At 58.5% G+C, this 15,933-nt stretch carries 14 protein-coding genes; 11 read left to right on the forward strand and 3 right to left on the reverse strand.

From position 1 onward, the window contains the following. Positions 1-68: 68 nt before the first annotated feature. Positions 69-836 carry an IclR family transcriptional regulator gene (locus ASF29_RS01175; RefSeq protein ID WP_062447731.1) on the forward strand — a complete coding sequence of 256 codons (768 nt, stop codon included), beginning with the start codon at positions 69-71 and terminating at the stop codon, positions 834-836. 9 nt (positions 837-845) lie between these two features. Here ASF29_RS01175 and ASF29_RS01180 read toward each other — a convergent pair whose 3' ends face one another. Then, positions 846-1,520 (reverse strand): amino acid ABC transporter permease, encoded by a 675-nt coding sequence (locus ASF29_RS01180; RefSeq protein WP_062448582.1) that lies wholly within the window; start codon positions 1,518-1,520, stop codon positions 846-848. A gap of 166 nt (positions 1,521-1,686) precedes the next feature. After that, positions 1,687-2,490, reverse strand: a complete 804-nt coding sequence (locus ASF29_RS01185) for an ABC transporter substrate-binding protein (RefSeq protein ID WP_062447735.1) — start codon at positions 2,488-2,490, stop codon at positions 1,687-1,689. A gap of 308 nt (positions 2,491-2,798) precedes the next feature. Between ASF29_RS01185 and ASF29_RS01190 the strand changes: the two genes are divergently transcribed. Beyond that, positions 2,799-3,512, forward strand: a complete 714-nt coding sequence (locus tag ASF29_RS01190; RefSeq protein ID WP_062447737.1) for a hypothetical protein — start codon at positions 2,799-2,801, stop codon at positions 3,510-3,512. On the opposite strand, the gene ASF29_RS01195 is transcribed toward ASF29_RS01190, so the two are convergent. Next, complete coding sequence (locus ASF29_RS01195; protein ID WP_062447739.1) at positions 3,509-4,264, reverse strand: aldolase/citrate lyase family protein; 756 nt, start codon at positions 4,262-4,264, stop codon at positions 3,509-3,511. The genes ASF29_RS01190 and ASF29_RS01195 overlap by 4 nt on opposite strands. 180 nt (positions 4,265-4,444) lie before the next feature. Between ASF29_RS01195 and ASF29_RS01200 the strand changes: the two genes are divergently transcribed. From ASF29_RS01200 to ASF29_RS01240, 9 genes are all read left to right on the forward strand, one after another. Beyond that, positions 4,445-5,152 carry a GntR family transcriptional regulator gene (locus tag ASF29_RS01200; RefSeq protein WP_062447742.1) on the forward strand — a complete coding sequence of 236 codons (708 nt, stop codon included), beginning with the start codon at positions 4,445-4,447 and terminating at the stop codon, positions 5,150-5,152. Continuing rightward, entirely contained in the window at positions 5,149-6,243 is a 1,095-nt protein-coding gene (locus ASF29_RS01205) for an LLM class flavin-dependent oxidoreductase (protein ID WP_062447745.1), read from the forward strand. Before ASF29_RS01200 ends, ASF29_RS01205 begins: the two co-directional genes overlap by 4 nt. Continuing rightward, the gene (locus ASF29_RS01210) at positions 6,240-6,746 is read left to right on the forward strand and encodes a flavin reductase (protein ID WP_062447746.1); all 507 of its coding nucleotides are present in this window, start codon (positions 6,240-6,242) and stop codon (positions 6,744-6,746) included. The genes ASF29_RS01205 and ASF29_RS01210 overlap by 4 nt, the downstream gene beginning before the upstream one ends. Positions 6,747-6,932: 186 nt before the next feature. Continuing rightward, positions 6,933-9,086, forward strand: coding sequence for an indolepyruvate ferredoxin oxidoreductase subunit alpha (locus ASF29_RS01215; protein ID WP_062447749.1), 2,154 nt, complete (start codon positions 6,933-6,935; stop codon positions 9,084-9,086). 10 nt (positions 9,087-9,096) lie between these two features. Next, entirely contained in the window at positions 9,097-10,644 is a 1,548-nt protein-coding gene (locus tag ASF29_RS01220) for an indolepyruvate oxidoreductase subunit beta family protein (RefSeq protein WP_062447752.1), read from the forward strand. A gap of 123 nt (positions 10,645-10,767) precedes the next feature. Further along, the gene (locus tag ASF29_RS01225; RefSeq protein ID WP_062448585.1) at positions 10,768-12,087 is read left to right on the forward strand and encodes an MFS transporter; all 1,320 of its coding nucleotides are present in this window, start codon (positions 10,768-10,770) and stop codon (positions 12,085-12,087) included. A 108-nt stretch (positions 12,088-12,195) separates the two neighbouring features. Then, positions 12,196-13,146 carry an ABC transporter permease gene (locus ASF29_RS01230; RefSeq protein ID WP_062447754.1) on the forward strand — a complete coding sequence of 317 codons (951 nt, stop codon included), beginning with the start codon at positions 12,196-12,198 and terminating at the stop codon, positions 13,144-13,146. After that, positions 13,143-14,012, forward strand: a complete 870-nt coding sequence (locus ASF29_RS01235) for an ABC transporter permease (RefSeq protein WP_062447757.1) — start codon at positions 13,143-13,145, stop codon at positions 14,010-14,012. Before ASF29_RS01230 ends, ASF29_RS01235 begins: the two co-directional genes overlap by 4 nt. A gap of 5 nt (positions 14,013-14,017) precedes the next feature. Further along, positions 14,018-15,913 carry an ABC transporter ATP-binding protein gene (locus ASF29_RS01240; RefSeq protein ID WP_244473456.1) on the forward strand — a complete coding sequence of 632 codons (1,896 nt, stop codon included), beginning with the start codon at positions 14,018-14,020 and terminating at the stop codon, positions 15,911-15,913. Positions 15,914-15,933: the final 20 nt, after the last annotated feature.

A 15,933-nucleotide genomic window follows, 5' to 3' on the forward strand; every position in this document is an offset into this window, starting at 1 on the left:
GGACATATGATCCCTATAAGATAGTTTAGGGTTATAATTTCTGCGATGTCAACGGGAGATATTTGCAAATGCATGTGAGGGCGCGGGGAACGGATCGCTTGTTGGACGTGCTGGAACTGGTGGCAGCACAACAGCAACCAGCCACACGCAATGCCATAGCGGCAATGCTCGGCGCACCCCGCTCGACGGTCTACAGCATCATCGATACCTTGATGGCGCGTGGATTTCTCGATCAAACGGAGCCAGAGGGTCTGATCGTGCCCGGCAGGCTGTGCGGGCTTTTAGGCCAGGTTTATGATCGCAGCGCGCCGCTCGCCCGTCAGGCGAAGGAGGTCATCAGAAACCTCGCGCAAACCACGCGCGAAGTCTGCGAACTCGATCTTCTCCATGACTGGAAGCAGTTGATTATGATATCGATTTCTGGGCGCGGCCATGGTTATCGTACCGCTGTCGAAGGATCGCGTTTTCCGCTGCCATCCACCGCTGCCGCGCGTTTCCTGCTGGATGGCTACAGTGCCGAAGATCTGGAGCGCTCCATCCCGGTTGAGGATTTCACCTCGCTCACCGGCGCCGTCTCGTCACCAGCCCAGCTTCATCGGGAAGTCGAGCAGGCGCGTGAACAGGGCTATTGGGTCACCCGTGCGCTGGTGGATCCCTATGTGGCCTGCGTGACGGCCCCTGTCCGTGAACGTCAGGGGCGTTGCATCGCCTCCATCTGCCTCGTCGTTGCCCTGCAGGATATCGATAAGCGTGAAGCTGAATATATTTTTGCCACGACACAGGCCGCGGCCGAGCTCAGCCGTCATTGCGCGCTTCTGGAGAACCCGACGTTCTGAAAGGAAGCGCTATCGCGCCTTTTCCCGGCTGAATTTCTTTTCCAGCATGCCGACCAGACGCACCATCGGCCACAGGAACGCGATGTAGATCAGTGCCGCGCCGATCAGCGGCGTCGGATTGGCGTAAAGCGCCTGCGCATCCAGCCCTTCCTTCATCAGTTCCGCTAGTGCCACAGTCGATGCCAGCGACGTATCCTTGAACATGGACACGCAATTGTTCGTGGCTGGCGGAATAACGACACGCACGGCCTGCGGCAAGATCACCTTGCGAAGTGTGATCAGAAACGGCAGGCCAAGGGCCGCTGCCGCTTCGAACTGCCCGGATGGAATGCCTTCGATACCGGATCGAAAAACCTCTGCCATATAGGCCGCCATCACCAGGGCGAAGGCCAGGATCGCGCAGGTCCAGGATGACAGGCGAATGCCGACGAAAGGCAGCGCAAAGTAGATCAGCATCAGCACGACCAGCATCGGCGCTGCGCGGAAGATGTCGATGTAAAATACTGCCATATATCGCACGGGCTTTGGCCCATAGAGCCGCAGAAGACCGATGATCAGCCCTGTCGGTATACCAAGGCCGATGCCTGCGAGGCCCAGCAGAAACGTGTTCAGCAGACCACGCAGCAGCGCCGGAAATGCGCTGCCGAGGATTTCGGCGTTGAAGAAAGTATCGAGGATGGTCATATCCGTGAGCCTTTGGGGCATGCCGACCGGACGCATGGGCGCGAGGTCCAGACATGGGCATGGGTGCCCAAACGACGTCAGGCTGCTTCCATGCTATGTTTGACGTAAGGATGATGCCGAGCGACGAGCGACCGGCATCAGCGATTGCGGCAGAAAGCGGCCCGTCTCACGGCTGCGGGATAGGCATCTCGACGGCAGAGGCCGAACCGGCAGCAGGCTCGCTGCCGAACCACTTCTTGTGAATGGCGGCCAGCGTGCCGTCCTTCTTCATTGCGGTAATCGCATCATTGGCCTTGCCCAGAAGCGGATGGTTCTTGGCCATCATCAGCCCATATTGCTCGCCAGTCTTGATGCGGACTTTTACGGCCAGATCCTTCATCTTGAGGAAGGCGTATTCCATGCCGGGAATGTCGCTGACGGCGGCGTCAGTGCGTCCAGCGGACATATCCATCAGCATATCCTGTTGAGCATTGTAGCTCTTGATATCGCTGATGCCGTATTTTTCCTTGTTTTCCTTCGCCCACTTATCGCCCGTGGAACCCGCCAGGACGCCGACGACAGCCCCCTTCAAGTCTTCCGGGCTGGCGATCTTGCTCTCCTTGCGGGTTGCGATGCCCATGTCGGCATCGTAATAGGGCTGCGTGAAGGACTGGCTGCCCAAACGTTCCTTGGTGATGGTGATGGATGAGATGGCGACATCGATGCGTCGCGAGGCGGTTGCGGCAAACAATGCCTGGAACCCGAAATCGGAAATCTCAAGCGTCATGTCGAGCCGCTTTGCAACTTCGGCGGCGATATCGACCTCGAAACCTTCAAAAGTTCCGCTGGCATTCTTGTATTCAAAAGGCGGATTGCTGGGATAGGCGCCAGCCACGAGTGCGGCGGCAGATGCGAGGCCTGCGCTTGCCACAGAGAAGGCGGCAGTTGCCGCAATACCCAGAAAGGCGCGGCGGAAAACGGATACGGTCATGAAGCAGTTCCCTCTGTTTTCGTAACCAGCAGCGTTTCCGGGGCCGGATCGAATATTCGTTTTTGTGGTCTTCGCTGATCGCTATGAGTGGACGTGACGACTTTTCCCAACCGCACACCCGGCAGGATCACCACGAATGGTGAGACAAAATCCATCGGGATTCAAGCGAAAAGATTTAAGCTTAAAATAGCTTGCGCATTGCCAGGTGCTTATGACATGTTTTGGTTCTGAGCCATCTCATAACCCTCGATTGCCGGCGACGTGCGGTCCGCAATCTACAGCATTTTTCCTGGACATTGGAGCCTGCGATGCGTTTCGCCTACCTCGTTTTTTTCGAGAATATGGACGACAGCCAACTCGTGGTCAGCGAGACAGATATCGAAACGGTGGAGGACATCATTGCGCTGACACCGGGGCTCACTTCTGCGAACCTCTACACGCCTGAAACGGCGCAAGACCTGTTCAATCCACAGGAAGAAGCGCCCGTTTTCGGCTTGCAGCTTCATTTCGACGAATTGTCCGCGCTGGAAGACGCAATGGCGCCGTCAGGACACTTGCACGCATTGGCCGCCCCGGGTGTCCTGTCGAGCATCCAGGGTGCCAAGGCGACGCAGCAGGCCATGTATGTCCGGCACTTTCCGGTCGATGACGCCACACTCGACATTGCGCGCAACGGTAATCCCTGTTCCTACGTCGTGCACTATCCCGGCCCGGCGCAAGACCTGAATGTGTGGATGCATTACTACATCGCGCACCACCCGCAGGTCATGCGCCAGTTTCCCGGCATTCGAGGGATTGAAATCCTGTCCCGCCTGGACTGGACCGGCTTCCTGCCTTGGGAAAGAGCCAATCACATGCAGCGTAACCGTGTGATGTTCGATAGTGGGGCGGCGCTTACCGCAGCACTCCAGTCCCCGGCGCGCATCGCCATGCGGGAAGACTTCAAGAGCTTCCCGCCCTTCGAAGGCGGCAATGCGCATTTTCCGATGGCAACGAAGATCGTCGCACCACAGAGCGCTTAAGCGTCTCGTGCGGCAGTGATGCCAACAGCAAGGCTAGCGCCCAGAAACATCGTATCGCTGGCCAGGATGTAGAAACTGATGCCAGCCTGCGACCACTTGGTCACGTCATCTGCCGAGGGACGGAAAATGCCGACCGTTTTTCCTGCTCTGGTCGCTGCCTGCGTGATCTCAAGGATGGCCGTCTCAAGCCGCGGGGCTCCGTCGGGGCCCAGCGCGTTGATGGAAACCGAGAGATCGCCGGGGCCGATGAAGATGACGTCGACACCTTCGACGGCAACGATTTCCTCGACATTGGCGAGGCCTTCGGCAGTCTCGATCTGTATGGCCAAGACGAGGCTTTCATTGGCGCTCTTGAGATAGTCGGGAATTCGATAGCCATAGCCAGCCGCGCGACCGGGCCCGACGCCACGCTCGCCGACAGGCGGATAGCGGGTGGCGGCAACGGCGGCGCGGGCGTGGGCGGCGGTGGAGACGCGTGGTACCAGAACGCCAGCGGCACCGGCATCCAGCACACCCGCAATCGATTCCGGCGCATGCCCCGGCACGCGCACCATGGCTGGAACACGGTGAACATCGGCAGCGCGGATCAGGTTTTCGATCAATTCCCGCCCGATCTGCGAATGCTCCGCATCAATGCAGATGAAATCGGGGCCAGCGGCTGAAACGACTTCGACGGCGACGGGATGCGGGATAGCGGCAAACGTGCCGATCAACCGCTGTTGGCCAAGACATGCTGTGCGAAAGTCGCTCATAGGACCTCTGGGAGACGGGGGTTTCGGTGATCGAGATACGGCTTATAAATTAGTTTAGGTGTCAATCATCGCAGCGGCAAGTGTGAAAACTGTATACGATATAAGGCCGTATTTTGCATAATAAATCTTTTATGCTTGAAATATGTTGAAATCGGTATACGATTTTTGCAGGAGTTTACGATGCAGAAGCCTAGCGAAAATATCGTTGATGCCATTTATGCGGATCTGCGCTTGCAGCTCCAACGTAGCGCGATTTCGCCAGCGGACCGGCTGGTCGATACCGCGGTTGCCGCTCGTTACGGCGTTTCGCGCGTACCAGCACGCGAAGCTCTGCTGCGTTTGGTAGCCGAGGGTTATCTTGTCGGAACGACACGCGGTTTTGCCCTGCGTGAGCTTTCGTTAGAGGATATTTCCAACCTGTTCGAACTGCGCCGCCAGCTGGAGCCACGCGCGGCAGCAAATGCCGCGCGCGATATGACGCCCGACATCGAGGTGGACCTCAACGAAGCGATGAGCCGCATCAAATCCGCACTGACAAAAAGCGATATGTCTCTTCTGCTGGATGCCAATGTCGATTTTCGCAATGCCTGGCTGAAGGCGGTTCGCAATGAACATCTGGCGGAGACCGTTGCGCGGTTCATCAACTATTTCCAGTCGGTGCGGCTGGATAGTTTTGGCGACGCAGACATGGTCAAGCACTACATAGACGGCCTTTCGCGTATTCACGCAGCCTTTGTGTCGCGCGATTCCGTGGCTGTTGCGGAATATATGACGCTTTACATGTTTGCGGCGGAAGAGGCCTTCCTCACCATTCGCCGCCGCCAGTTGGATCAGACCAAGACAGGGCGCGGGTCGCGCCGAAAAACAATCAAAAAGGGAACGTCATGATCAAGCCTCACCCCTTGAAAGGTCCGAGCAAGCTGAAGCTCGGTGTCTTCTCGCCCAACGCCGATGGCGGCCTCGCCATTACAGATGTGCCGGAACGCTGGCAGGCGCGGTGGCAGGACAATCTGAATGCCGCACAGATCGCCGATCGCGGCGGTTTGGATTTTCTGCTGCCAATCGCCCGCTGGAAGGGCTTTGGCGGCAAGAACCGGGTGCGGGAATGGTCTTACGAAACCTTCACCTGGGCCGCAGGCCTTGCCGCCGTCACGGAACGCATCGCGCTGTTCATGACGGTCCATGTTCCCCTGGTCCATCCGCTTTATGCGGCAAAGTCGCTGGCAACCGTCGATCATATCAGTGGCGGTCGTGCGGGCCTCAACATCGTTTGCGGCTGGAACCCGAAGGAATTCGGCATGTTCGGTGTGCCGCTGGTGGAAAAAGGCTATGATCAGGCTGCGGAATGGCTGGAGATTGTTGAGCGCGCCTATGGCGCTGAGGCACCTTTCGATTATGAGGGCACGTATTACAAGCTGAAAGATGTGGTCAGCCGCCCCGCCAGCCTGCAATCGCCGCGCCCCGTCACCATGAACGCCGCTTTTGGCGGGCCAGGCCGGGATTTCGCTGCAAGGAACTGCGAATATCTTTTCACCACCTTTAGCGAGATCGCTGAAGCGGGAAAGCATGTCGAGGATATCCGCGCGCGGGCAGATGCGCAGGGCCGGGACGTCGGTGCCTATACCGTATGTCATGTCGTTTGCCGCGAGACCCAGAAAGAGGCAGAAGACTATTACGAGCGTTACGCCGTCACCCTTGCCGACCATGAGGCGGTTGATGCGCATATGGCAGGCAAGAAGGAGTTCTCCCAGTCCCATGACAAGGAAAGCTATGAGCGTTACCGAAAGCGGTTTGCAGGCGGTGCGGGTGGCTATCCGCTCGTCGGAACCCCGGAAAAAATTGTCGAAGACATGATCGCAATTTCGCAGCAGGGCTATTCCGGCATCGCCCTGTCCTTCGTCAACTATACCTACGAGCTGCCATTCTTCTGCGACCGCGTCATGCCGCTCTTGAAGCAAGCCGGGCTGCGTGTCGAATGAACGCGCACGCTGCACCCCATGATGTCGAAGCTTTGCGGCTTGCCTTTCGCGAGGGCATGTCGCGATTGGCCGCCGCCGTCAACATCGTCACGACCGATGGCCCGGGTGGTAAGGCCGGGTTCACGGCATCCGCCGTTTGCAGCGTAACCGATCAGCCGCCGACTTTGCTGGTCTGTCTTAACCGGTCCAGCTCGGTGGCCAGCATGTTCGAAACGAACCGTGTGCTCTGCGTCAACACGCTTGCCAACGGCCATGAAGATTTGTCGCGGCGTTTTGGCGGCGCGACATTGCAAGAACAGCGGTTTTTGGAAGGAACGTGGTCGACAGGCGCAACGGGCTCGCCGCGATTGGACGGTGCGCTTCTGTCCTTCGATTGCGAAATCGAAACGATGGTCGAAAGCGGCACCCATCAGGTCCTGTTCTGCCGCATCATCGAACTCGTTCAAGGATCGGACGAAAACGCTCTGGTCTATTTCCGGCGACGTTACCACGCGGTTGGCTGAACCTGATCGCGGTCACGCTCAGGCTTTGAGCGTCGCGCCTTTGTTTTTTATGCAGATGCATTTTAAACCAGCAAATCCGTAATTTTTTAAGATGAAAGTCGCGCTTTCTATCGTTGTCATTTGACAATGCTATAAGCTTCAACTTATGAATATGCATATAAATGCGTGACACATAAGGGGAAGACCATGGCAGAACGGTCATTCGCGCGTGAAGTCGAGGATCTCAAGCTCGGGGAGGGTGAAATCTTCCGGGGCGAAGGCATTCTAGCCATCACCAAAGCATTGCTTCAATCCGGCGTGTCCTATGTCGGCGGCTATCAGGGTTCGCCGATCTCGCACCTGATGGACGTGTTGGCGGATGCCAAGGACGTCATGGAAGACCTTGGCATTCATTTCGAAACCTCGGCTTCCGAAGCCGCCGCTGCTGCCATGCTGTCTGCCTCCGTCATGTATCCCGTGCGCGGTGCGGTCACCTGGAAATCCACGGCTGGAACGAATGTCGCGTCCGACGCCCTATCGAACCTGTCCTCTGGCGGCGTCACCGGTGGAGCCCTCATCATTCTCGGTGAAGACTTCGGCGAAGGCTCCTCCATCATGCAGGAGCGCAGCCACGCCTTTGCGATGAAATCCCAGATGTGGCTGCTCGATCCGCGCCCCAACCTGCCGTCCATCGTGCAATCCGTTGAAGATGGTTTCCAACTATCGGAAGCTTCTAACACGCCTGTCATGTTGCAGGTCCGCATTCGTGCCTGTCACGTCCACGGCCAGTTCGTCGCCAAGGACAACAAGCGCCCGGAATATACGTTGAGGCAGGCGCTGGAAAATCCTGTCAGGGACGTCAACCGCATCGTCCTGCCACCCGCCAATTTCGCGCATGAGAAAGACAAGCTGGAGCGCCGCTGGCCAGCCGCCGTCAACTTCATCAAGGAGCGTAAACTCAACGAGTTCTTCGGCCCTGAACAGGGTGACATCGGCATCATCCTTTTGGGCGGCATGTATAATGGCGTCATGCGCGGTTTGCAGCAGCTCGGTCTCGCCGATGTCTACGGCAATTCAGCCGTTCCGCTCTACGTGATGAACGTTGCCTACCCGACCATCGATGACGAAGTCGTCGATTTCTGCGTCGGCAAGAAGGCCGTCATCATCATCGAAGAAGGCGCGCCTGAATATATCGAGCAGACGTTGAATACGCTGCTTCGCCGCCGCGATATCCAGACGAAGCTGCACGGCAAGGACATGCTGTCGCTGGGTGGAGAATATACCGCGCCGGTGATGATGAAGGGTCTGAAAGCCTTCATCGAAACCTATGACCGTCAGCTTCTCGGTAACCAGCCACCGGTGCCGGATCCATCGGATGTTCTGAACGACCCCAAGGTCAAGGCACTGGCCGAAGTCGTGCCCGCCCGTCCCGCGGGTTTCTGCACGGGCTGTCCTGAAAGGCCGATCTTTGCAGCTATGAAACTGGTCGAAAAGGAACTCGGAGAACATCACGTTTCGGCGGATATCGGCTGTCACCTCTTCTCCATCCTGCCGCCCTTCAATATTGGCGGCACGACAATGGGCTATGGTCTCGGCCCAGCCTCTGCGTCTGCCTTCAACGTCGAGTCCGACAAGCGTTCGATTGCCGTCATGGGCGATGGTGGTTTCTGGCACAATGGTCTTGCAACGTCTGTCGGCAATGCCGTCTTCAACAAGCAGGATGGCGTCATTCTCGTTGTCGACAATTTCTATTCCGCCGCAACGGGCGGGCAGGACATTCTTTCGTCGCGCGCCACCAACCCGAACCGCAAGACCAACAATTCCATCGTCAATGCCGTCAAAGGTATCGGTGCCACATGGGTGCGCCAGATCGACCGCACCTATGATGTCGCCAAAATGCGCGATACGTTGAAGGAAGCACTGACATCCAAGGAAAAAGGCCCGAAAATCATCGTCGCCTCCTCGGAATGCATGCTGAACAAGCAGCGTCGCATCAAGCCGCAATTTGCCAAGGCGGTGAAGGACGGCAAACGCATGGTGAAGGAACGCTTCGGCGTGGATGAGGATGTCTGCACGGGCGATCACGCCTGCATTCGCCTGTCCGGCTGTCCGTCGCTTTCGGTCAAGCACACGGATGATCCGTTGAAGGACGATCCGGTCGCAGCCATCGACAATTCCTGCGTCGGCTGCGGCAATTGCGGTGAGGTCTCGGAGGCAGCCGTCCTCTGTCCGTCCTTCTACCGCGCCGATATCATCCACAACCCCACCAGTTGGGACAGGTTCATGGCCAAAATCCGCGCTTCCGTCATCGGTTGGCTTCAGGCGCGCCGTGCATCCAGCCGCATCGTGTTTGCAGATTGAGGTTAGCACCATGAATGAGACGGTAAACCTCAAGACAACGCTCGCCTCCGACAAGCCCCTGACGCTCGCCATCATGGCCATGGGTGGGCAGGGTGGTGGCGTGCTGGCGGACTGGATCGTTGGTCTTGCCGAAGAACAGGGCTGGATGGCGCAATCCACATCCGTCCAGGGCGTTGCCCAGCGCACGGGCGCGACCATCTATTATATCGAGATGCTGCCCGCGCGCGACGGCGTCTCCCCCATCTTCTCGCTGATGCCGACACCGGGTGACGTCGATGTCGTTCTGGCCTCCGAACTGATGGAAGCCGGACGCTCGGTGCTGCGTGGTCTGGTGACACCCGAGAGAACGACGCTGATCGCCTCGACCCACCGTTCCTTTGCCGTTGGCGAAAAGGAAAAGCCGGGCGACGGCATCGGTGACCCGACAGTCGTGGTGGGAGCGACGGATTTTGCCGCGAAGCGCACCATTGCTTTCGACATGGATACGCTTGCGCTGAAAAACGGCAGCGTCATCTCGTCTTCCATGTTCGGCGCGCTGGCCGCAGCGGACGTTTTGCCGTTTCCCAAGGAAGCCTTCGAAGCAACCATCCGTGGCGGCGGCAAGGGTGTGGAAGCAAGCCTTCGCGCCTTCAACGCATCCTATGATCGCGCCAAGGCCAAACCGCGTGATGAGGTGAGCGCCTCACCGCACAAGCGGTTCGACACCATGCCGGAAACGGCTGGCCATCCGCAGCTCGACCGCCTCGTTCACCGAATGCGCGCCGAATTTCCCGAGGCCGCATGGCCCCTGCTTTTCGCAGGTGTGAAGAAACTTACTGAATTCCAGGACCCGGCCTATGCCGGTGAATATCTCGACCGCGTCGCCAAGCTTCACGCGCTCGACAAGGCAAATGACGGCGAGGGGAAAGACTACGCGTTTACGGTACAAGCCGCCAAATATGTCGCCATCTCCATGGCCTATGATGATATCATCCGCGTCGCGGACCTCAAAACACGTGGCACCCGCTTTGATCGCGTGCGCAAGGAGGTGGGCGTTAAGCCAGACCAGCTTCTCTACATGACGGAATACATGCATCCACGCATGGAAGAAGTCTGCGGCACCCTGCCGAAGGGGCTGGGCCTGTGGATCGAAAGCAATCCCAAGCTCTTCGCGTTCTTTGATCGCCTCATCAACAAGGGACGACGGGTACAGACAGGCACGCTATTCTGGTTCATGTCGCTTTACGTCATCTCCGCCCTGCGCCGCATGCGTCGCAGCACTTTGCGCCATTTCCGCGAAATCGAACATCGCGAAGCCTGGCTCGGCACGGCGGCCTCGCTGGTATCTCGCAATTACGATCTTGCAGTCGAAGTGCTCAACAACAGACGGCTGGTCAAGGGCTACTCCGATACCCACACCCGCGGCCTGTCGAAATTCGACCGGGTCATGTCGGCCCTGCCATCGCTGGAACATCGAGATGACGGTGCCGCATGGATGCGCAGACTGCGACAGGCAGCACTTCTGGATGAACAGGGGATCGCGTTGGATGGAGCGCTGAAGACGGTCTCAACGCTTTAGATATTGATCGGCGCTGAAGGAAGAGCGCTGATCTGTAACCGCACTGTTGAGGAAGCAGCGCGGTCACAGCGGGACATGATGAATAAAATCGCGAAGGAAAAATCCTCGCAGGGGAACGTTCTAATGGACAAAGTCACAACGACCATACCAACGGACTATGCATCGAAAGCCGAAATATCGCGCTCCAAAAGCCTGCTCGTCGTGGCGCTTTGCTGGTTTGCGATCTTTGCGGAAGGATATGATGTCGGCGTGCTTGGCGCCATACTGCCCGCTCTCTCCACCGATCCCGTCTGGCAGCTGACGCCGCTCCAGCTTGGGGCGATGGGAAGCTACACCGTCATCGGCATGCTGATCGGCGGTATTCTGGCGGGCACTGTCAGCGAAGTTTATGGTCGCAAGCCTGTCTTCATCGGTTGCCTCACTCTGTTTGCACTCTGCATGGTCGCAACGGCCTACGCGCCGACACCGACGTTTTTTGCCGTTAGCCGTTTCGTGGCGGGTTTGGGTCTGGGCGGTATCATTCCTGTCGCGGCGGCCCTGACGGTGGAATATTCGCCGAAAAACAGCAAAAGCTTCAATTACGGCCTGATGTATTCGGGCTATTCCATGGGCATTCTGGCTGCGGCGCTGTGCTCACGGGCATTTCTGGCAGAACATGGCTGGCGTACGATCGTCCTGCTCGGCGCTCTGCCCGTTCTCGTCGTGCCGTTCTTCATGATTTTCCTGCCAGAATCCGTCGAGTCTCTTATGCTGCGTGGAAAGCGCGCTGCTGCTGAAAAAACGGCAAAACGAATGGGCGTTCCCGTCGTCGTCAACACTAAGCAGACGTCGACCGACCGAAGCTGGACAGCCGTCCTACGACAGATTTTTTCGCCCGAGAAAGCTTTTGAGACCATCTGTTTCTGGGCGGCACTTTTTATGGGATTGCTGCTGGTCTACGGACTTGCGCAGTGGCTGCCGCAGATCATGCGCAAGAACGGTTATGACCTTGGCGACAGTCTGCTGTTTCTTGCGGTCTTCAGTCTCAGCTCCGCAATCGGCGGTATCGTCCTTGGCACGTGGGCCGATCGCTTCGGAACCCGCTTGGTGGTTGCCCTCTCATACATCCTTGGCGCAGCCGGAATTGCCGCCCTGGCCTTCAAGGGCTCCCTGATCGTCAACTATGTCTTCGTGGCGATTGCCGGTTTCGGCACCGTCTCGGCCTCGCTCATTCTGACAGGCTTTCTCGCGCAGCGCCTGGACGCAACGATACGCTCCGCCGGTACGGGTTTTGCGCTGAGTTTCTCCCGCATCGGTGCTCTGACGGGCCCGCTGCTGGGTGGTTTCATTGCCAGCACGAATGCAGCGCCCGAGTGGAATTTCTACATTTTCGCAGGCGTAGCCGCGCTGGCAGCGATTGCCACACTGCTCATTCCGGCCGCCAAAACGAATTCGGGACGATGAAGAATTGCTCAAACGTCAAAGGAACAGGAGAGCGGGCATGTTTATGACGAATCTTTGCCAGCCGCGACACGTTTTCTCGCATGATGCGACCAGTCAGGAGTTGGGCGGATGATCCGTTTTCTACTTCTTAGACTATCTGTCGCGATACCGACGATGTTCATCATTTCGGTCCTCGTTTTCAGCCTGCAAATGCTGCTTCCTGGTGATGCGGCTCTGGTGATTGCCGGCGGTGAAGCCTCGCCCGAAGTCGTCGCGCAAATCCGTGAGGAGCAAGGGTTGAATGATCCGCTGCCGGTGCAATATCTGCGCTGGAGTGCGGCGGCCCTGCAGGGTGATTTCGGGATATCCTATCGCACCCGCGACGAGATCGGCCCGATGCTGCTGGACAAGATCCCGGTTACCCTGACGCTTGCGACGGCGGCCCTTCTGATTTCCTTGCTGATCGGTATTCCAGCCGGGATCATGGCTGCTATCTGGCGCGGCAAGGGTTGGGACCATGCGGTAACGGTGGTTTCGCTGACGGGCATATCGATCCCGAATTTCTGGCTCGGCATCATGCTGATCCTTATCTTCGCGGTGAAGCTCGGCTGGTTGCCAGCCGGTGGTTATGTCAGCCCGTTCGAAGACCCCATCCGGGGCCTCAAATCCATCATCCTACCGGCCACCGTGCTGGGTGCCGCCCTTGCTGCGGCCATGATGCGCCATACGCGTGGTGCCATGCTGACCGTGATGCAGCATGATTACATCCGCACCGCCCGGGCTAAGGGGCTGACCGAACGCAAGGTCATCACCAAACACGGCTTCCGAAATGCGCTGGTGCCGATCATCACGCTGGCAACCCTGCAATTCGGCGCACTGATGGCCGGTGCTGTCCTGACCGAGCAGGTCTTCTCGATCCCCGGTCTCGGCAAGATGGTCGTCGATGCGGTGTTCAACCGAGAATATGCGGCGGTTCAGGCCGTCACGCTTCTGTCGGGCTTCACCTTCGTGATGCTGAACCTGCTCGCCGACATTCTTTACTTCTGGGCCAACCCCAAGCTGAGGAGCCGGTCGCTATGACGAATATTGCCACCGCAACACCGCCCCGCCGCCGTCTGATCCAATCCCGTGTGCTGCGCCGTTTCATGGCGCACAGGCTGGCCCTGATCGGTGCGATCATCGTACTCCTCTTTGCCATCATGGCGATTGCGGCTCCGCTGATTGCGCCCTATGAGCCGAATGCATCCAGCTGGTCTGCCATCCGCAAGGCGCCGACATGGCTGCATTGGTTCGGAACGGATGAGTTGGGCCGCGACGTGATGTCCCGCGTCATCTGGGGGGCGCGCGCCTCGCTGCTGGCCGGTGTTGTCTCCGTTGCAATCGCCTTTGTGATCGGCGTTCCTATCGGGATGCTGGCTGGGTACTTTGGTGGCCCGCTCGACACCGTTATCATGCGGATCATCGATGCGTTTCTCGCGATTCCCTTCCTCATCCTTGCAATCGCCATGGCCGCCTTTCTCGGGCCAAGCCTGACCAACGCGATGATCGCCATCGGCGTTTCCACCGCACCCGTCTTTGCCCGTATCGCGCGCGGGCAGACCATGGCCGTCAAGGTGGAGGAATATATCGAGGCGGCGCATGCCATAGGCACCGGCCATGTCGCCATTCTCATCCGGCATGTCTTCATCAACATCACGCCGCAACTCGTCGTTCAGTCTACGCTGGCAATCGCGACAGCCATCATCGCCGAAGCGGCACTGGCCTTTCTGGGGCTTGGCCAGCAGCCACCGGATGCCAGCTGGGGTTCGATGCTGAACTCGGCAAGTTCTTCGCTTTCGATTGCGCCCTGGATCGCCATTTGGCCGGGCCTTGCGATCTTCCTCACCGTTCTCGGCTTCAACCTGCTTGGTGATGGCTTGCAGGACGCGTTGGACGTGAAGGGATGACGACCATGGACCAGAACAGAAGTGAGACGGAGAGCGGCAACATGCATGGTGTGTCAGGTGCGAACGAACCGGTGCTTGCGGTGCGCGATCTCACCACCGCGTTTCGCACGGAAAATGGCTGGACCGAAGTCATCCGAAAGATTTCCTTCGATATCGGAGCGAAAGAAACGGTTGCGATTGTCGGTGAAAGCGGGTCGGGCAAGAGCGTCACTTCCCTGTCTATCATGCGCCTGCTCAACCCGGATAACACGCGCATTTCCGGCTCGATCAAGCTGCTTGGTCGTGAATTGACAACGCTCAGCAAGGACGAGATCAGGCGCGTGCGCGGACGCGACATTTCGATGATCTTTCAAGAACCGATGACGTCGCTCAATCCGGCGTTCACCATCGAGAACCAGCTCGCCGAAGCCCTCCTGTGTCAGGACCCGGATTTGTCACAGACGGAGATCGAGAAACGCGCGCTGGCACTGCTGGAGAAGGTTCGAATTCCCTCGGCCCGCACGCGGCTGAAACAATATCCGCATGAAATGTCGGGCGGCATGCGCCAGCGCGTGATGATCGCCATGGCGCTCGCCTCGCGACCGAAGCTGCTGATCGCCGATGAGCCTACGACCGCTCTGGACGTGACGGTACAGGGGCAGGTGCTGGACCTGATCAAGACATTGCAGGATGAAGAGGGAATGTCTGTGCTCTTCATCACCCACGATATGGGTGTCGTTGCCCAGATGGCGGATCGAACCGTGGTCATGTTGCGGGGTGATTTGGTGGAAGAAGGGGCAACGTCGCAGATTTTCAGCGAGCCGCGTCAACCCTATACCCGCGCCTTGCTTGCGGCGGTGCCGGTTCTCGGTTCGATGAAGGGGCATGACCTGCCGCAGCCCTTCCCGTTGATCGATCCCGCCAGCGGGGCAATTCTGCCCGCACCCGATATGCCCGATACGGTACAGCGCAACGCGCCGCCGCTGGTCGAGGTAAAGGGCTTGATGAAGCGATTTCCCATGCCTTCCGGCCTGTTTCGTCCCACTGCGTTTCGTGTCCATGCCGTGGAGAATGTCTCGTTTCAGATTCAGCCCGGCGAAACGCTTTCACTTGTCGGTGAATCCGGCTGCGGCAAATCGACGACGGGACGATCTGTCCTGCGATTGACGGAACCGAGCGGCGGGGATGTGCGCATCGATGGAGCCGAGGTATCGGGTCTTGGCAGATATGGGCTGCGGCGCATGCGCCGTACAGCGCAGATGATTTTTCAGGATCCTTATGCCAGCTTGAACCCACGCCTCAGTGTCGGAACCGCAGTGGCAGAGCCACTCGTGGCGCATGGTATCGGCAACGCCGCTGAACGCAGGGCGCGCGTCAGCGAACTCCTGGTTCGCGTCGGCCTGTCTCCAGAAATGGCAAGCCGTTATCCGCACGAGTTCTCCGGCGGCCAACGTCAGCGCATCTGCATTGCCAGAGCCCTGGCGCTTGAGCCGAAGCTGATTATCGCCGATGAGGCGGTGTCGGCTTTGGATGTATCAATCAAGGCACAGGTGGTGAACCTGATGCTCGATCTGCAAGCCAGCATGGGTCTCGCTTATCTGTTCATCAGCCACGACATGGCCGTTGTCGAGCGCATCAGTCACCGCGTTGCTGTCATGTATCTGGGTGAAATCGTGGAAATCGGACCACGCGCAGCCATATTCGGCGATCCACGCCATCCCTACACCCGCCGCCTGATAGACGCTGTGCCTGTCCCAGATCCGTCCCAGCGAGGCCGTCGCGGCACCGCCGTGGCAGGCGAACTTTCGACGCCCGTTCGCCCCGCAGATTTCGTGGCACCTCAGCGTATCTACGATGAAGTCTCGCCGGGCCATCTTGTCATGCGCAGCGAGGCGAGAGAAGAACTGGCGATGGCGGTCTAGGCGGCATTGGCCGTGAGAAA

It is taken from the genome of Rhizobium sp. Leaf262 (genome assembly GCF_001422245.1).
In the GTDB taxonomy this organism is placed as follows: domain Bacteria; phylum Pseudomonadota; class Alphaproteobacteria; order Rhizobiales; family Rhizobiaceae; genus Agrobacterium.